Origin of the sequence: Spiroplasma endosymbiont of Eupeodes luniger (assembly GCF_964019525.1) — a bacterium.
Classification (GTDB): Bacteria; Bacillota_I; Bacilli_A; order Mycoplasmatales; family Nriv7; genus Nriv7.
The window spans coordinates 266197-282703 of record NZ_OZ026453.1; the positions used below are offsets into that span (position 1 = coordinate 266197).

Here is a 16507-nt window from a genome sequence, read left to right on the forward strand (position 1 = left end):
AAAGTAAAAGTTTTAGTTATTTTTCTAATTGTTAATTAGATATTTTGCAAATAGTAAAGCAGATAAATATTTTTTATTGTATAATTATTCTAAATTCAAAATGGTTTTTTTAGGAAAGGATATATTTATATGAGCAAAGATAAAGATGATGAAAAAAATAATTCTTCTAAAAAATTTAAAGGTGGTTTTTTTAAAGTAGTTGCTTTTTACTATAAAAGATATTTATGACAATGTTGTATCATAATGCTTTTTACAGCTTTAGGGTCGATTTGTGTCATTATCACCCCAAAAATAACGCAAAAATTAGTTAGTCCTGATGTTTTACAAGGACCTTATGGTATGTTAATTAGTTATGTAATTATTATAATTAGTCTTTATCTTGCTTCGGGAATTTTTAATTTCTTTCAAAGTTTTTTAGGAGGCATTGTTGCTAAAAAGATTGAAATTGATGTTCGAAATAAAGTGTTAAATAATTTAGTTGATTTAGATATGCAATTTTATACGAATAAAAAGACAGGTGAAATTTTAACTAAAGTTATTGCTGATACTGCTACTATTGGTGACCAAGCACAACAAATACCAATTAGTTTTCTTTCAGCAATTTTTACTTTTGTTGGAGCAATTGTAATTCTTTTAACTATTAGCATTAAATTAACTATTGTTGCTTTAATCGCAGCATTAACAATTTTAGTTACATTATTAGTAATGTTTGGTATTTTTAAAAAAATAACTTATAAAGTTCGCAAAGTTTTGACAAATATTAATGGTGATGTTACTGATCGTATTAGTGTCATTCGTTTAATTAAATCATCAGGAACAGAAACTTACGAAAAAGAGCGTTTTGTGGATATCCATAAAATTTATTATAAAACTTCACTTAAACAAGTAACATTATCATCAGTAATTGTTTCTTTTATGATAATGGGAATTTCTAGTTTGAATATTATTATTTTATTAGCAGGGATAATAATGATGCATAATCAAACTTTGGTTGCAGATAATTCTGAAGCAATTCCAATTATTATTTCATTTGTTTTAGGAATTAATATTTTAATTTTTCCAATTATGACATTAGTTCGTACTTTTAATAATTTAGCTAATGCATCAACATCGTCAATTAGAATTAATGAATTATTAAATGAAAAGCCACAAATTAATCGCAATTTAGAGCAACCAATTATGAAGACTGTTACGGGAAATATTATTTTTGATAATGTTAGTTTCTATTATCCTAATAGTGATCAACTTATTTTGAATAAATTTAATTATCATTTTGAACAAGGTAAGTCTTATGCTTTCGTTGGTGAAACGGGAGTAGGGAAATCAACGATTTCTAAACTATTATTAAGGTTTTATGATCCTTCTATGGGAACAATTTATATTAATGCTGATCAAGATTTAAAAAAAATTAATTTAACTTCTTATTTACAACATGTTGGTTATGTTGAACAAGAACCCCAAATTTTTTATGGAACTTTCTTTGAAAATATTAGTTATGGAGTTTTTAAAGTTACTAAAGAAGAAGTTATTGTTGCTTGTAAAAAAGCAGAGTTGCATGATTTTATTATTGGTTTAAAAAATGGTTATGATACTATTTTAGGTGAACGGGGATTTATTTTATCTGGTGGTCAAAAACAAAGATTAGTAATTGCAAGAATGTTTTTAAAAAATCCTGAAGTTTTAATTTTAGATGAAGCAACAAGTTCTTTAGATAATATTGTGGAAAAAGAAATTCAAGAAAATCTTAATCAATTAATGAAAGGAAGAACAACCTTTATTATTGCACATCGTTTATCAACGATTAAAGATGTTGATGAAATTCTTGTTTTAGAAAAAGATAAGGGTGTTGTTCAAAGTGGTAATTTTGAAACATTAAAAAATCAAGAAGGTCGCTTTAAAGCATTATATACTGCAGGATTAATGGCTTAGTTTAAAAAACTAAAAGTTGATTTATAAAATTATATGATAATGAATCTAAAAATCGGATAAAATCGTGGTTATAAAGTGAAATTAATTGATGTTGATAAAATTACCCATATTTATTAAGCAAGTTGTATCAATAACACCAGGTGTTGTTGCATTTGCTTATAGTCGTGAAAATAAAGAAAATGAAGATGCCATTGCTTTAGAAAAAGACATTACCCCAGCAATTGATGTTAAAAAAATTGAACAAAATCATTATGGGGTTAAAATTCATATTATTAGTTCAATTCATACTAATATTTTTGAAGTTTTACAAGAAGTGCAACATCGTGTTAAATATGAATTAGAAAAGCAAATGGAATTTGATAGTAATTTTAAAATTGATATTTGCATTGATGATTTAATTAGTGAATAATATTTATTAAGAGGTAGGTGAAATAAAATGAAAATTGATGCAAAATTATTTAAAATCATGCTTATTAGTGCTGCTAATAACTTATATAATTATCATTTAGAAATTGATAAATTAAATGTCTTTCCTGTTCCAGATGGTGATACGGGAACAAATATGAATTTAACAATGGAAAATGCTATTAAAGAAATTAAAAAATATGAAACTTCTAGTATTACTGAAATAGCAAATGTGTTTAGTCGCGGTTTGATTATGGGAGCTAGGGGAAATTCAGGAGTTATTTTGTCCCAAATTTTTCGTGGTTTTAGTAAAGGATTAGTTCATGAAGAATTTATCAGTACTAGCGATTTACTAAAAGCATGAACTTATGCTAAACAAGTAGCTTATAAAGCAGTTATGAAGCCTGTTGAAGGAACAATTTTAACTGTTATTAGACTTGCTATTGATGATACTAAACTTGAAACTAAGGAAACAATATTGCCATTAAAATTTATGGATAAGTTTTTGGAAAATGCTAACAATGCATTGGCACAAACTCCTGACTTATTGCCGATTTTAAAAGAAGTTGGTGCTGTTGATTCAGGGGGTTTTGGATTAGTTAAAATTATTGAGGGAATGGTTTATTCATTAGAAAAAGGTAAAGAAATTAAAAAGAAAAAGAATTTAGTAGCTAGTGATAATAAAGAAGTTGCTATTAAATTAGATGATGAAAATTTTGGTTATTGTACAGAAACGATTGTTATTTTAAGTGAAATGAAACAAAAAAATTTTCCTTTAGAAAAAGTTCGCTTTTCGTTAGAAGAACAAGGTTGTAAATCAATCGTTGTTGTTCAAGATCAAGATATTTTTAAAGTTCATGTTCATTCGTTAATGCCAGGGAAAATATTAGTTTATTTACAACAATTTGGTGATTTTCAAAAAGTAAAAATTGAAAATATGGGTTTGCAAGCAAAAAATCATAGTACAGAAATTAAAGAAATTCGTAGTTTAAATAACCCTTGAGCAATTATTACTGTTGCTGCTGGTAAAGGTTTAGCAAAATATTTTATGAATGACTTACAAGCATCGTATGTAGTTAGCGGGGGGCAAACAATGAACCCATCAACTGATGATTTTTTAAAAGCGATTGAATTAGTTGATGCTAAAGATGTTTATATTTTACCAAATAATTCCAATATTATTTCAACTGCACAACAAGCAGCGAAACTAGAAAAGAAATCTAATGTTTATGTTATCCCTACAACTTCAATTCCAGAAGGAATGCTTAGTATTCTTAGTTTTAATAAGGAAGAAAAAAGTGCTAAAAAAAATTTTAATAATATGAAAAATGCTATTAAAAAGATTGTGTCAGCAAGAATTACTAATGCTGTTAGAACAACAACTATTGATGGTGTTGCTGTGAAAGAAGGAAATTATCTTGGTATTTTAGATAAAAAAATTTATACTCAAGAAGCAGATTTAGTTTTAGTAGCAAAAAAATTACTAAGTAAAATGATTAGTAAATCATCATCACAATTGGTAACAATTTTTATTGGTGAAGATGCTAAACACCAAGATTTGCGAATAATTGAAAAGTATATTGATGAAAACTTTGATGTTGAATATGAAAAAATTGAAGGTGAGCAACCAGTATATCCTTTCATATTTGGTGTTGAATAGATATAATTTAATCGTTAAAAAGAGGTGAAGTTTGTGAAAATTGCAGTAGATGTTATGGGCTCAGATTTAGGACATAAACCACTAATAAGTGGTGTCATAAAATTTTTACAACAATATAATGACATTGATATTATTTTAGTTGGTAACGAACTGATAATTAAAGAATATTTAGTTGGTTCTAAATTAAATGAAAAGTTATTATTGCGTATTAGTTTTAAAAATGCTAATGAAGAAATAATGATGACTGATAGTATTTTAGATATTAGAAGAAAAAACGATAATTCAATGAGTAAAGCAATTGAATGTGTTGCTAATAAAGAAGCTAATGCAGTATTAACAGCAGGGGCTACGGGTCCTTTTTTAGCAGCTAATCATTTTATTTTAAAAGAAATAACTGGTGTTAGTCGTCCAGCTTTTATGGCAATTATGCCAACAAAAATAAAAAATAAGCAAGTTGTGCTTATTGATGCGGGAGCTAATGTTGAAAATGATAGTAATGATTTAGAAATATTTGCCATGATGGCAAATATTTATGTTCAAAAAATTTGAGGATTATCGCAACCAAAAGTAGCATTATTAAATATTGGTACAGAAGAGAAAAAAGGTAGGGAATATCATCAAGAAACTTATATAAAATTAAGTAACAATTCACAATTAAATTTTGTTGGTAATATTGAACCTAATAATTTTATGAATGGTGATATTGATATTGTTGTAACTGATGGTTTTACTGGTAATATTTCCTTGAAAGCGGTTGAAGGAACGGCACGGAATTTATTGCAAGTTTTACGAAATCAGTTTACTAAAAACATCTTTCGTAAGTTAGCATCATTATGTTTGAAAAAAGCATTTAATGAAGTTAAAGAAATTTTTGACTATCGAAATACAGGCGGAGCAATTTTAATTGGTGTTAATGGCATTGTTTTTAAAGCACATGGTAGTAGTGATGTTAAAGCATTTTTTAGTACTTTAAAATTAGTTCGGAAAGCGCTTTTAGAAGATGTATTATCACTAATTAAAAATAATGTTGTTAAAGAAGAAGGAAAATAAGGATTTATGTTTATTGAAGAAATTAAAATTTTGTTAAAAACATTTAATTTAGAACCACGAAATATTAATTTATATGAGGAAGCCTTGACTCATAGTTCATATGCTAATGAAAAGCAATTAAATTATAATTATCAACGATTAGAATTTTTAGGTGATGCGGTGTTGCAAATGTATACAACATTATATTTATATCGAATAAATGATGATTTAAATGAAGGCGAGTTAACAATTTGGCGAAGTCAAATTGTTAGAGAAGAAACCTTAGCACAAGTGTGTAGATTTTATAAAATTAATGAATATATTCGCTTAGGTAAAGGCGAAATTCAAACGGGTGGTCGTGAAAAAGATAGCATTTTAGGTGATGTTTTTGAAGCGATTGTCGGTGCTATTTATTTAGATTTAGGACAACAAGCTGTTAATACATTTTTAATGCAAACATTATTTAAAAAAATTAAAGATAAAAGTATTTATTTAGTTAAAGATTATAAAACTTTATTACAAGAATATTTACAAACTGAACGCCAAGATCCTATTGAATATAAAGTTATTTTTGAACATAAAGATAAAAATAGTTATCAATATGTTGCTATTGTAAAAAGTGGTGACATTATTTTTGGTAAGGGAAGTGGTAGTTCACATAGTAAAGCTGAGCAAGCAGCTGCAAAAGATGCTTATTTAAAATTAGTTAAGGTTGTTAAATAAAAAGATAGCAATTAATGAGGTAATTAGATGTTAAAGTTATTTAAAAGTATTATTTATATTTTTTTTCAAAACTTTTTTCAAGTAATTAGTTTACTAATTGTTATTTTAATAATGTTAGTTATCCTTTTAGGGATATTTTCATCAAATGATTATGTTAAAAATCAATATGCTAAAATTTATAATAATGCTTCAATTTATGATAATACAATTAGTTCATCTAAAGATTTAGTTTTTAGAAATGATTCTAAACTTTGAAAAAATAAAAATTATTTTACTTCTGAAAATAAACTTGATATAGAAATTTTTAAAAAAGCAATTCTATCAATAAGTCATCTTACTGAATTTGATAAAAAAGAAATTTTAACAATAGACTTCTTGCATAACCTATTAAAAAAATTACAAATATTTGTAAAAAGACAGTAATAGAAAAATATAATTTTAATTAATTATGTCTTTTATCTAAAAAATTAATATTTTGCCACAACAAAAAATGAATTTATTATTTAAATTCTTTAATTTTAAATAAATCTTTTATGTTAAATTAATAATTGCAAATTATAAATTGAGGCAATTAAATTAAATCTTAAACCAAATCTTTTTCTACGATTACGATATTTTTCTGTCATAATTTTAAATTTTTTAAGAATAGCAAAAATATTTTCAATAATAATTCTCATTTTTGAAACTAGTCTATTATGTTGTTTTTGTGCTTTATTTAAATGGTTTTTCTTTATTTTCTTTGTAGGTGTTAGAACATTATTGTGAATTTTTTGTATTCCTTGATAATCACTATCAACTATTAATTTGGTATTTTTTAAAATTGGGATTTTTGATTCTTTAAATAAAGCATAATCATGTTTTTTCCCAAGTGAAAAACTTGTTGCAATAATTTTTCTGGTTTCTTGTTCGATAATTACTTGTGTTTTAATGGTGTGTTTTTTCTTTTTACCAGAATAAGATTGTTTTTGTCTTTTTTTGGGCGTTGGATTGGAGTTTCGGTAGCATCAATAATAATAGTTTTATCATTAAAGTAATCATTTATTAGTGCTTTTTTACCAGCAAGTTGTTGAAAATCAGAGTTTTTAATTAAAATATCTTCAATTCACTTGATATTGCGATAACAATTAGCTTCACTAATTCCGAAATTTTTACCAAGATGAAAATAAGTCTGATATTCTCGTCAATATGATAAAGTCATCAATAATCTATTTTCTAGTGATAATTTATTAGTTTTACCACCTTTTTTAAATTTTTCTATTTCAGCTACTTGTAAAATATCTAACATTTTATTAAAAGTGGATTTTTTTATTCCTGTTAATCTTAAGCATTCTTTATCATTAAGAGTATTAAATTTATTATTGTTCATATTTTGATATCCTCATAAATTATATTTTATAAGAATATTTTAATAAAAAAGGTATCGCAAGAAGTCTAATGAATCACGATGTTCAGTAATATTTAAATGCTAATATTTCAACAATTTATAAGGTAACATATTGTGATGAACCTAATAAGATTAAAATTGGTTGTGATAGTTCTAAAATTTCAAATAAAGGATATTGATTTGTTAATAGTAAAATAATTAATAATGATGGATTAGGAACACCTTATGTTTCTGATCTTTTTGAAAAATATCAACAATATGATTACTTTCATTTAATTACTACTAATGAGGCAGAAAATTTATTAACTATTAATCAAGAGTTAGAACAATTGCACAAAGATAATTTACAAGATAACTTTCCTCGTAATATTACTAATGATACAATGCGTGAACATATTGATTTGTATTGATTTATTGCTTCATCAATTAGTTTTAATCGTTTAGGATATGTTGAGTCATTAGACATTACTGAGTTTTTAACATCAGGAAATGCCTATCGTGTTAAGAGTTATGATGCTACTAGTTATTTTAATAAACCTTATATAATTAAAGAAAATGGTAAATTTAATTTAAATGATGGTAGTAATTATGTCTTTGTGTTTAAAAGATTTGCTGATGTTAATAATCTATCGTTAGGTAGCAAATTTCGGATTATGGGACAAGAAGTTATTATTGCTGGCTATGCTACTTATGTTAATGATGCGTATTTTTTAATGCAAAGTGGAGAAATGCCTAGTTTACCAATTTCAACTGTTGTATGAGTTAATAAGCAAACTTATAATAAATTAAAGAGCGATGTTGTTGATCATAAGTTAGGTGAAAATAAAAAAAGTATTTAAGGGTTTAAACATCAAAAAAATACTGATTTAAATTTTAATTTTCATACTTTAAAACAAGAATATAATCCCTTTTCGTTGTATTGAAATCTTAAATTAAATAACAATGATTTTGCTGTTATTTGAAATCCTTATTTAATGAGAAAAGAAGCTTTGAATGCAAGAATATTAATAATAAATAGTGTTGCAACAACTTTTTCATTAGACTTCTTGCATAACCTATTAAAAAAATTACAAATATTTGTAAAAAGACAGTAATAGAAAAATATAATTTTAATTAATTATGTCTTTTATCTAAAAAATTAATATTTTGCCACAACAAAAAATGAATTTATTATTTAAATTCTTTAATTTTAAATAAATCTTTTATGTTAAATTAATAATTGCAAATTATAAATTGAGGCAATTAAATTAAATCTTAAACCAAATCTTTTTCTACGATTACGATATTTTTCTGTCATAATTTTAAATTTTTTAAGAATAGCAAAAATATTTTCAATAATAATTCTCATTTTTGAAACTAGTCTATTATGTTGTTTTTGTGCTTTATTTAAATGGTTTTTCTTTGTTTTCTTTGTAGGTATTAGAACATTATTGTGAATTTTTTGTATTCCTTGATAATCACTATCAACTATTAATTTGGTATTTTTTAAAATTGGGATTTTTGATTCTTTAAATAAAGCATAATCATGTTTTTTCCCAAGTGAAAAACTTGTTGAAATAATTTTTCTGGTTTCTTGTTCGATAATTACTTGTGTTTTAATGGTGTGTTTTTTCTTTTTACCAGAATAAGATTGTTTTTGTCTTTTTTTGGGCGTTGGATTGGAGTTTCGGTAGCATCAATAATAATAGTTTTATCATTAAAATAATCATTTATTAGTGCTTTTTTACCAGCAAGTTGTTGAAAATCAGAGTTTTTAATTAAAATATCTTCAATTCACTTGATATTGCGATAACAATTAGCTTCACTAATTCCGAAATTTTTACCAAGATGAAAATAAGTCTGATATTCTCGTCAATATGATAAAGTCATCAATAATCTATTTTCTAGTGATAATTTATTAGTTTTACCACCTTTTTTAAATTTTTCTATTTCAGCTACTTGTAAAATATCTAACATTTTATTAAAAGTGGATTTTTTTATTCCTGTTAATCTTAACCATTCTTTATCATTAAGAGTATTAAATTTATTATTGTTCATATTTTGATATCCTCATAAATTATATTTTATAAGAATATTTTAATAAAAAAGGTATCGCAAGAAGTCTATTGTTAATTTTTGGAATTAATTTGTTAATTATTTTTATTTTAATTCATAAATCAGTAATAAATAATCAGCAATCATTTGGAATGTTAAAATCATTAGGTTATTCAACAATAAAAATATCATTAGTAATGACAATTGCTCAAATGATACCAATTATTTTTGTTAGTATTGGTAGTATTTTTTTATCGTATTATATGCAGAGTTTTTTTAATCAAACTTATATTGATTTTTTTGTTTTTCCTGAATATGGTATTTCATTTAATGTTTTAATTATTATTTTAATTATTGTTGTACCACTTTTATTTTTGCTTTTTTTACTTTTATTTTTGCTTTTTTCTTATTACGAAAAAATCCATTAACATTAATGTCTAAGTCAATTAATTATAGTTATAAAACTGTTGTTAATTCAAAAACTAGTAATAAAAGTAGTTTTTTTAATAAAATTATCGATTTTAGTTTTAAAACTAAAATAACCTTTTTCTTTGCTAATAATAGTTTGTCTAAATTGTCATTGACATTTTTTTTCAACTTTAGCAGCGTCAACATTATTATTTTTTTCATTATCAGCTTTTAAGATGAATGATTCAATTATGAATAAACAATGAGAAGGCGTTAATGTTAATTATTTATATAATTATCATACTAGTAATGATGATTTAAAATTAATGTATAAAGGGGAAGGTAGTAAAGTTGATTATCAAGCAATTAGTGAATTAAATCCTAATAATAATATTGTTACAGATATTAAAAATAATTCTGCAAAAATTACAAATCAAGTATATTATGATGTTAGTAATAAATGAATTAAAAGTTCAGAAGTTAAAATCATTATTAGACTTCTTGCGATACCTTTTTTATTAAAATATTCTTATAAAATATAATTTATGAGGATATCAAAATATGAACAATAATAAATTTAATACTCTTAATGATAAAGAATGGTTAAGATTAACAGGAATAAAAAAATCCACTTTTAATAAAATGTTAGATATTTTACAAGTAGCTGAAATAGAAAAATTTAAAAAAGGTGGTAAAACTAATAAATTATCACTAGAAAATAGATTATTGATGACTTTATCATATTGACGAGAATATCAGACTTATTTTCATCTTGGTAAAAATTTCGGAATTAGTGAAGCTAATTGTTATCGCAATATCAAGTGAATTGAAGATATTTTAATTAAAAACTCTGATTTTCAACAACTTGCTGGTAAAAAAGCACTAATAAATGATTATTTTAATGATAAAACTATTATTATTGATGCTACCGAAACTCCAATCCAACGCCCAAAAAAAGACAAAAACAATCTTATTCTGATAAAAAGAAAAAACACACCATTAAAACACAAGTAATTATCGAACAAGAAACCAGAAAAATTATTGCAACAAGTTTTTCACTTGGGAAAAAACATGATTATGCTTTATTTAAAGAATCAAAAATCCCAATTTTAAAAAATACCAAATTAATAGTTGATAGTGGTTATCAAGGAATACAAAAAATTCACAATAATGTTCTAATACCTACAAAGAAAACAAAGAAAAACCATTTAAATAAAGCACAAAAACAACATAATAGACTAGTTTCAAAAATGAGAATTATTATTGAAAATATTTTTGCTATTCTTAAAAAATTTAAAATTATGACAGAAAAATATCGTAATCGTAGAAAAAGATTTGGTTTAAGATTTAATTTAATTGCCTCAATTTATAATTTGCAATTATTAATTTAACATAAAAGATTTATTTAAAATTAAAGAATTTAAATAATAAATTCATTTTTTGTTGTGGCAAAATATTAATTTTTTAGATAAAAGACATAATTAATTAAAATTATATTTTTCTATTACTGTCTTTTTACAAATATTTGTAATTTTTTTAATAGGTTATGCAAGAAGTCTATTGAACAACTTAATAATCCAAATAGTGATAATTTACTTGGATTAGATTTAGAAACTAAGAAATTATTAGTAAGTATTATTAATACTTATCCTTATTTAAGAGATTATTTTACAGGTACAAATTTAAAAAAAGGATATTATTATTTTATTTAATAATATTTTTTATTGTCCAGAACAAGATAAAATGATTAATATTTTTAATGAGGAAATTTATTTGTTTAATATGAATAAATATCAAAGAATTAAAAATAGTAATCAAAAAATTAGTAAAATTGATGAAGTAACAATAAAAACAAATATTAATCAGTTGAATATTATTAATGAAACGCATCAAGAATTTATTAAATCATCGTTAAATAATAAAACATTACAGGAATTTTTTGATTTTGATATTGAAAATATTAAAATTAAATAGACTTCTTGCATAACCTATTAAAAAAATTACAAATATTTGTAAAAAGACAGTAATAGAAAAATATAATTTTAATTAATTATGTCTTTTATCTAAAAAATTAATATTTTGCCACAACAAAAAATGAATTTATTATTTAAATTCTTTAATTTTAAATAAATCTTTTATGTTAAATTAATAATTGCAAATTATAAATTGAGGCAATTAAATTAAATCTTAAACCAAATCTTTTTCTACGATTACGATATTTTTCTGTCATAATTTTAAATTTTTTAAGAATAGCAAAAATATTTTCAATAATAATTCTCATTTTTGAAACTAGTCTATTATGTTGTTTTTGTGCTTTATTTAAATGGTTTTTCTTTGTTTTCTTTGTAGGTATTAGAACATTATTGTGAATTTTTTGTATTCCTTGATAACCACTATCAACTATTAATTTGGTATTTTTTAAAATTGAGATTTTTGATTTTTTAAATAAAGCATAATCATGTTTTTTCCCAAGTGAAAAACTTGTTGCAATAATTTTTCTGGTTTCTTGTTCGATAATTACTTGTGTTTTAATGGTGTGTTTTTTCTTTTTACCAGAATAAGATTGTTTTTGTCTTTTTTTGGGCGTTGGATTGGAGTTTCGGTAGCATCAATAATAATAGTTTTATCATTAAAATAATCATTTATTAGTGCTTTTTTACCAGCAAGTTGTTGAAAATCAGAGTTTTTAATTAAAATATCTTCAATTCACTTGATATTGCGATAACAATTAGCTTCACTAATTCCGAAATTTTTACCAAGATGAAAATAAGTCTGATATTCTCGTCAATATGATAAAGTCATCAATAATCTATTTTCTAGTGATAATTTATTAGTTTTACCACCTTTTTTAAATTTTTCTATTTCAGCTACTTGTAAAATATCTAACATTTTATTAAAAGTGGATTTTTTTATTCCTGTTAATCTTAACCATTCTTTATCATTAAGAGTATTAAATTTATTATTGTTCATATTTTGATATCCTCATAAATTATATTTTATAAGAATATTTTAATAAAAAAGGTATCGCAAGAAGTCTAATATGAACATTTTTTATCGTCTTTACAAAATAATTTTGGGTATGATAAGATTACTATTTTACCACTTTTAGTAAATGCTAACGATGTTTGAGCTTCAAATTTAAAACAAGATGATTTTGTTTATTTGAATGATGGTGACTTTAATTTTATTAATGATGATAATAAAAAACCATTATTTGGTTATATTTTTGATACTTTTGATAATTTAACAAAAGATACTGTTATTACTCGTGAAAAGGAGTTTTATGAATATACTAATTTAAATGCAACATATTTTAATACCAAGTTATCACAAAATACAGCGAATGACTTTCAATCTTATTTTTCAATTGTTAGTAATAAGAAAAATTATCAAATTAGTTTTGATAAAAATGAATTATTTAAGACTGATTATTGAAATGATGATTTAGGTTGGAGTAGTGCAATTAAAGGATTTACCAATATTCATCATAAAAAGCAGTTGACATTAAAATTTAGCACTTATTTAGAAAGTTTAATTATATGTTTTATCATTGGTGCTATTGTTATTGTTTTAATTATTGTTTTTGTAACTAGTAATATTACTATTAATGATAATTTGCGATTTGTTACAATTTTAAATGTTATTGGGTATCATTATAAATGATTAGCTAGTCGCTTTATATTAATTTTTATGCCAATTATCTTAATTACTTGAATAATATCCATTCCTTTAGCAAGACCAATTATTAAATTATTAACTGATATTATTTATAGTGAAACTAAAGTTTTATTTCCTGTATATATTGCAGATTGATACTATCCGTTGGTTTTATTAATATTAGTTATTTTATTTACAGTATCTTTTAGTATTTGTTGACTATCATTAATATATCGCAATAAAATTAGAAGTATTACTAATACATAATATATAGTTAAAATATATTGTTATAATAAAATTTGTGAGGTAGATAAATATGGTGTTTTTAAAAAGATTAGAAGCGTATGGATTTAAATCGTTTGCTAAGCCAACAAAAATAGTTTTTGAACACGGTATTATTGGTGTTGTGGGTCCTAATGGTTCTGGTAAGTCTAATATTAATGATGCTATTCGTTGAGTATTGGGCGAACAATCAATTAAATCATTACGGGGTGATAATATTCAAGATATTATTTTTCAAGGTAGTAGTGAATATCCACAGTTAAATATGGCGGAAGTTAAATTAATTTTTAATAATAAAAAACGCATTTTTCCTATTGACTTTGATGAAGTAGAAATAACTAGAAGAGTTTATCGTGATAATAATGAGAATGAATATTCAATTAATAAAAGTCGTAGCAGATTAAAGGATGTTCAAGAATTAGTATTAGGTACTGGTTTAAGTAAAGGTTCATTAGCTATTATTAATCAAGGTAATGTCGCCAATTTTTCACAAGTTAAACCAGAAGAAAGAAGATTATTATTTGAAGAAGCAGCTAATGTTTCTAAGTATAAAAAACGCAAATTAGAGTCAGTTCGAAAATTAGAAAAAACTGAAGAAAATTTAGTTCGTATTAATGACATCATTATTGAGATGGAAAGAAATATTAATTATTTGCGTCGTCAAGCTAAAAAAGCACAAGAATATGTTACTAAAAAAGAACAATTGACAACTATTGAAGTGGCTATTTTAGTAAAAGATATTACTAGTCAGTATGAAGGAATTCGTGATTTACAATTAGAAATTAAAAGATATACTTCTCAAACTGAAGATTTAAGTGTTCAAATTACTAATTATGATAATAAAATTAATTTGTTGCAAGAAAATATTTTTACTATTGATAATAAAATGCAACAATTCGGACAACAATTAGATGAACATCTTAATCAATTAGAACTATTACAAAATGAAAAAATTTCACAACAAAATGAAAAGCAAGTTAATAGTAATAATCAAGTTCAAGATTTGGAACAAGATGCTAATAATATTAATCAAGAAATTTTACAACAAACTAAATTAATTACTGAACAACAAAATATGATTGATGATTTTCAAAAAAAAAGAATTTTATTAAATGAAGACTTAGAAGTTGCTGTTAAAAAGTATAATCTTTTAAATAAGGAAATTTATGAATTAAAAAGTAAACAAGATTATTTAGTTGATTTGCAAAGTAATAATACTTATTATTATCAGGGTGTTAAAACAATTTTAAATAATCGACTTCATTTAACAGGAATTATTGATACTATTGATCGATTAATTAATGTTCCTAGTATTTATCAATTAGCTATTCAAGAAGCTTTATCTAGCAGTATGCAACATATTGTTGTTGAAAAGGATAGTGATGCTATTCGTGCAATTCAATTTTTAAAAGCTAATGAAGGTGGAATTGCAACATTTTTACCTTTAAATAGTTTACGGATTCAAATGATTAATAATGAGGATTTATCATTATTAAAAACTCAAAAAGGTTTTATTGGTATTGCTTATGAATTATTAACTACTAATGTTAAGTTTGAACCAGTAATGCGTTTTTTATTAGGAAGAATAATTATTGTTGAGAGTTTAGCACAAGCAAATGAAATTGCTCATTTTACTTATCGGAAGTATCATATTATTACTTTACAAGGTGATGTTATTCGCCCTGGGGGCAGTATTAGTGGTGGTCACAAAAGAGTTAAGTCATTTTTATTTAATAATGAAGAGCAAGTTAATAGTTTAAAAACTAAAATTAGTGAATTAGAACAATTAGTTCAAACTTATTATCAAAAATGGCAAAGTATTAAAGAGAAACTAATAACTTTAAATAATGAATTAGAACAAAAACAATTGCATTTAGGTAAGTTTCAACAAAGTAAACAAAGTAATGAACAAAAACAAAGAATAATTGAGCAAGAATATCAACATTTAACAAAGAAAAAAATGCGAGTTAGTGATGATTTTAATCAACAACTTGATGAGCGACTAATATTAGAAAATAAAATTAGTAATTTAAAGTTAGAAAAATTAAAAATTACTGAGCAACAACAAACACAAAGAGCTTTGCGAGAAACTTATAGTAATCAATTATATTCATTAACTTTAGAAATAAAAAAAATGCGTACTGAATATAAAAATCAAGAGAAACTATTACAAGAATATAACTATCAAAAGTTAGCAATTGATAATTGTTTACAACAAAATTTAGAAAGATTAGCGCAAGAATATCGTTTAACTTATGAATATGGTTATGAAAAGTATGGTCAAGACCCGATTGGCGATATTAAAGAAGTTCGTGAACAAATTATTTTATTACGCCAAGAATTACAAGATTTAGGGCCTGTAAATATTGATGCTATTTCTGAATATGAAACAATTAATGAGCGATATCAATTTTTAAAAGAACAAGAACAAGAATTAAATAATGGTAAAAAACAATTACTTAATGCTATTAAAGATATGGATGAAATTATGATAACTCGTTTTAATGCGACGATTAAAGATATTAATAAAGTTTTGCCAGAAACTTTTAAAGTTCTTTTTGCTGGAGGTACTGCTAGTTTAGTATATACTGATCCTAATAATATTTTAGAAACTGGAATTGATATTTTAGTAAATTTACCAGGAAAAACTATTACTAACTTGAATTTATTATCCGGTGGTGAGAAATCACTAGTAGCTTTAGCAGTGCTTTTTGCAATTTTAAAGGCACGCCCTTTACCAATTGTTATTCTTGATGAAGTGGAAGCACCATTAGATGTTGCTAATGTTGAAAGATTTGCTAAGTATTTAAAGTCTTTTGCTACTGAAACACAATTTATTGTTATTACGCACCGCCCAGGAACAATGGAAAACTGTGATACATTGTATGGTACAACAATGCAAAGTAAAGGCGTTACTAAAATGGTTGCTATTAGATTAGAACAAGCAAAAAATTTAGTTACTTCTGCTAATTAATTTATCGTGTATTATTAGTATG

At 24.0% G+C, this 16507-nt stretch carries 20 protein-coding genes; 14 read left to right on the forward strand and 6 right to left on the reverse strand.

Annotated elements, in window-relative coordinates; all coding sequences use genetic code 4:
* Positions 1–129: 129 nt before the first annotated feature.
* The 6 genes from AACK86_RS01620 (at position 130) to AACK86_RS01645 (ending at position 6169) form a co-directional block, all read left to right on the forward strand.
* Entirely contained in the window at positions 130–1929 is a 1800-nt protein-coding gene (locus tag AACK86_RS01620; protein WP_338982211.1) for an ABC transporter ATP-binding protein, read from the forward strand.
* Between the two features lie 88 nt (positions 1930–2017).
* Positions 2018–2338, forward strand: coding sequence for an Asp23/Gls24 family envelope stress response protein (locus AACK86_RS01625; protein ID WP_338982212.1), 321 nt, complete (start codon positions 2018–2020; stop codon positions 2336–2338).
* Positions 2339–2365: 27 nt separating this feature from the next.
* On the forward strand, positions 2366–3994 hold the full coding sequence (locus AACK86_RS01630) for a DAK2 domain-containing protein (RefSeq protein WP_338982213.1): 1629 nt from the start codon (positions 2366–2368) through the stop codon (positions 3992–3994).
* A 33-nt stretch (positions 3995–4027) separates the two neighbouring features.
* The gene (gene plsX / locus AACK86_RS01635; protein WP_338982214.1) at positions 4028–5044 is read left to right on the forward strand and encodes a phosphate acyltransferase PlsX; all 1017 of its coding nucleotides are present in this window, start codon (positions 4028–4030) and stop codon (positions 5042–5044) included.
* A 6-nt stretch (positions 5045–5050) separates the two neighbouring features.
* Positions 5051–5746: a ribonuclease III gene (gene rnc, locus AACK86_RS01640; RefSeq protein ID WP_338982215.1), complete on the forward strand. Its 696-nt coding sequence runs from the start codon at positions 5051–5053 to the stop codon at positions 5744–5746.
* A gap of 27 nt (positions 5747–5773) precedes the next feature.
* Positions 5774–6169 (forward strand): hypothetical protein, encoded by a 396-nt coding sequence (locus AACK86_RS01645; protein ID WP_338982216.1) that lies wholly within the window; start codon positions 5774–5776, stop codon positions 6167–6169.
* A 113-nt stretch (positions 6170–6282) separates the two neighbouring features.
* On the opposite strand, the gene AACK86_RS06885 is transcribed toward AACK86_RS01645, so the two are convergent.
* The gene (locus AACK86_RS06885; protein ID WP_422398321.1) at positions 6283–6675 is read right to left on the reverse strand and encodes a transposase family protein; all 393 of its coding nucleotides are present in this window, start codon (positions 6673–6675) and stop codon (positions 6283–6285) included.
* The gene (locus tag AACK86_RS06890; protein ID WP_422398266.1) at positions 6660–7112 is read right to left on the reverse strand and encodes a transposase family protein; all 453 of its coding nucleotides are present in this window, start codon (positions 7110–7112) and stop codon (positions 6660–6662) included. Before AACK86_RS06890 ends, AACK86_RS06885 begins: the two co-directional genes overlap by 16 nt.
* 347 nt (positions 7113–7459) lie before the next feature.
* Here AACK86_RS06890 and AACK86_RS01655 point away from each other — a divergent pair, with 347 nt between their 5' ends.
* Positions 7460–7969, forward strand: coding sequence for a hypothetical protein (locus tag AACK86_RS01655; protein ID WP_338982218.1), 510 nt, complete (start codon positions 7460–7462; stop codon positions 7967–7969).
* 368 nt (positions 7970–8337) lie between these two features.
* On the opposite strand, the gene AACK86_RS06895 is transcribed toward AACK86_RS01655, so the two are convergent.
* Together AACK86_RS06895 and AACK86_RS06900 are read right to left on the reverse strand one after the other, a co-directional pair.
* Positions 8338–8730, reverse strand: a complete 393-nt coding sequence (locus AACK86_RS06895) for a transposase family protein (protein ID WP_422398322.1) — start codon at positions 8728–8730, stop codon at positions 8338–8340.
* Positions 8715–9167 carry a transposase family protein gene (locus AACK86_RS06900; RefSeq protein WP_338982632.1) on the reverse strand — a complete coding sequence of 151 codons (453 nt, stop codon included), beginning with the start codon at positions 9165–9167 and terminating at the stop codon, positions 8715–8717. The genes AACK86_RS06895 and AACK86_RS06900 overlap by 16 nt, the downstream gene beginning before the upstream one ends.
* 68 nt (positions 9168–9235) lie before the next feature.
* Here AACK86_RS06900 and AACK86_RS01665 point away from each other — a divergent pair, with 68 nt between their 5' ends.
* The 5 genes from AACK86_RS01665 to AACK86_RS01680 all read left to right on the forward strand — a co-directional run bounded on the left by AACK86_RS01665 (position 9236) and on the right by AACK86_RS01680 (position 11546).
* A complete protein-coding gene (locus AACK86_RS01665; protein WP_338982220.1) occupies positions 9236–9592 on the forward strand; it encodes an FtsX-like permease family protein in 357 nt (118 codons plus the stop codon).
* 216 nt (positions 9593–9808) lie between these two features.
* Positions 9809–10114, forward strand: coding sequence for a hypothetical protein (locus tag AACK86_RS01670; protein ID WP_338982221.1), 306 nt, complete (start codon positions 9809–9811; stop codon positions 10112–10114).
* A 19-nt stretch (positions 10115–10133) separates the two neighbouring features.
* Positions 10134–10586, forward strand: coding sequence for a transposase family protein (locus AACK86_RS06905; RefSeq protein WP_422398267.1), 453 nt, complete (start codon positions 10134–10136; stop codon positions 10584–10586).
* Positions 10571–10963 carry a transposase family protein gene (locus tag AACK86_RS06910; RefSeq protein WP_422398306.1) on the forward strand — a complete coding sequence of 131 codons (393 nt, stop codon included), beginning with the start codon at positions 10571–10573 and terminating at the stop codon, positions 10961–10963. The genes AACK86_RS06905 and AACK86_RS06910 overlap by 16 nt, the downstream gene beginning before the upstream one ends.
* Before the next feature lie 382 nt (positions 10964–11345).
* Positions 11346–11546 carry a hypothetical protein gene (locus tag AACK86_RS01680; protein WP_338982223.1) on the forward strand — a complete coding sequence of 67 codons (201 nt, stop codon included), beginning with the start codon at positions 11346–11348 and terminating at the stop codon, positions 11544–11546.
* Between the two features lie 166 nt (positions 11547–11712).
* On the opposite strand, the gene AACK86_RS06915 is transcribed toward AACK86_RS01680, so the two are convergent.
* Entirely contained in the window at positions 11713–12105 is a 393-nt protein-coding gene (locus tag AACK86_RS06915) for a transposase family protein (protein ID WP_422398323.1), read from the reverse strand.
* Positions 12090–12542, reverse strand: coding sequence for a transposase family protein (locus AACK86_RS06920; RefSeq protein WP_338982632.1), 453 nt, complete (start codon positions 12540–12542; stop codon positions 12090–12092). The genes AACK86_RS06915 and AACK86_RS06920 overlap by 16 nt, the downstream gene beginning before the upstream one ends.
* A 192-nt stretch (positions 12543–12734) precedes the next feature.
* On the opposite strand from AACK86_RS06920, the gene AACK86_RS01690 reads away from it, so the two are divergent.
* On the forward strand, positions 12735–13496 hold the full coding sequence (locus tag AACK86_RS01690) for an FtsX-like permease family protein (protein ID WP_338982225.1): 762 nt from the start codon (positions 12735–12737) through the stop codon (positions 13494–13496).
* Positions 13497–13545: 49 nt separating this feature from the next.
* Entirely contained in the window at positions 13546–16485 is a 2940-nt protein-coding gene (locus tag AACK86_RS01695) for an AAA family ATPase (RefSeq protein WP_338982226.1), read from the forward strand.
* The last annotated feature ends 22 nt before the right edge of the window (positions 16486–16507 follow it).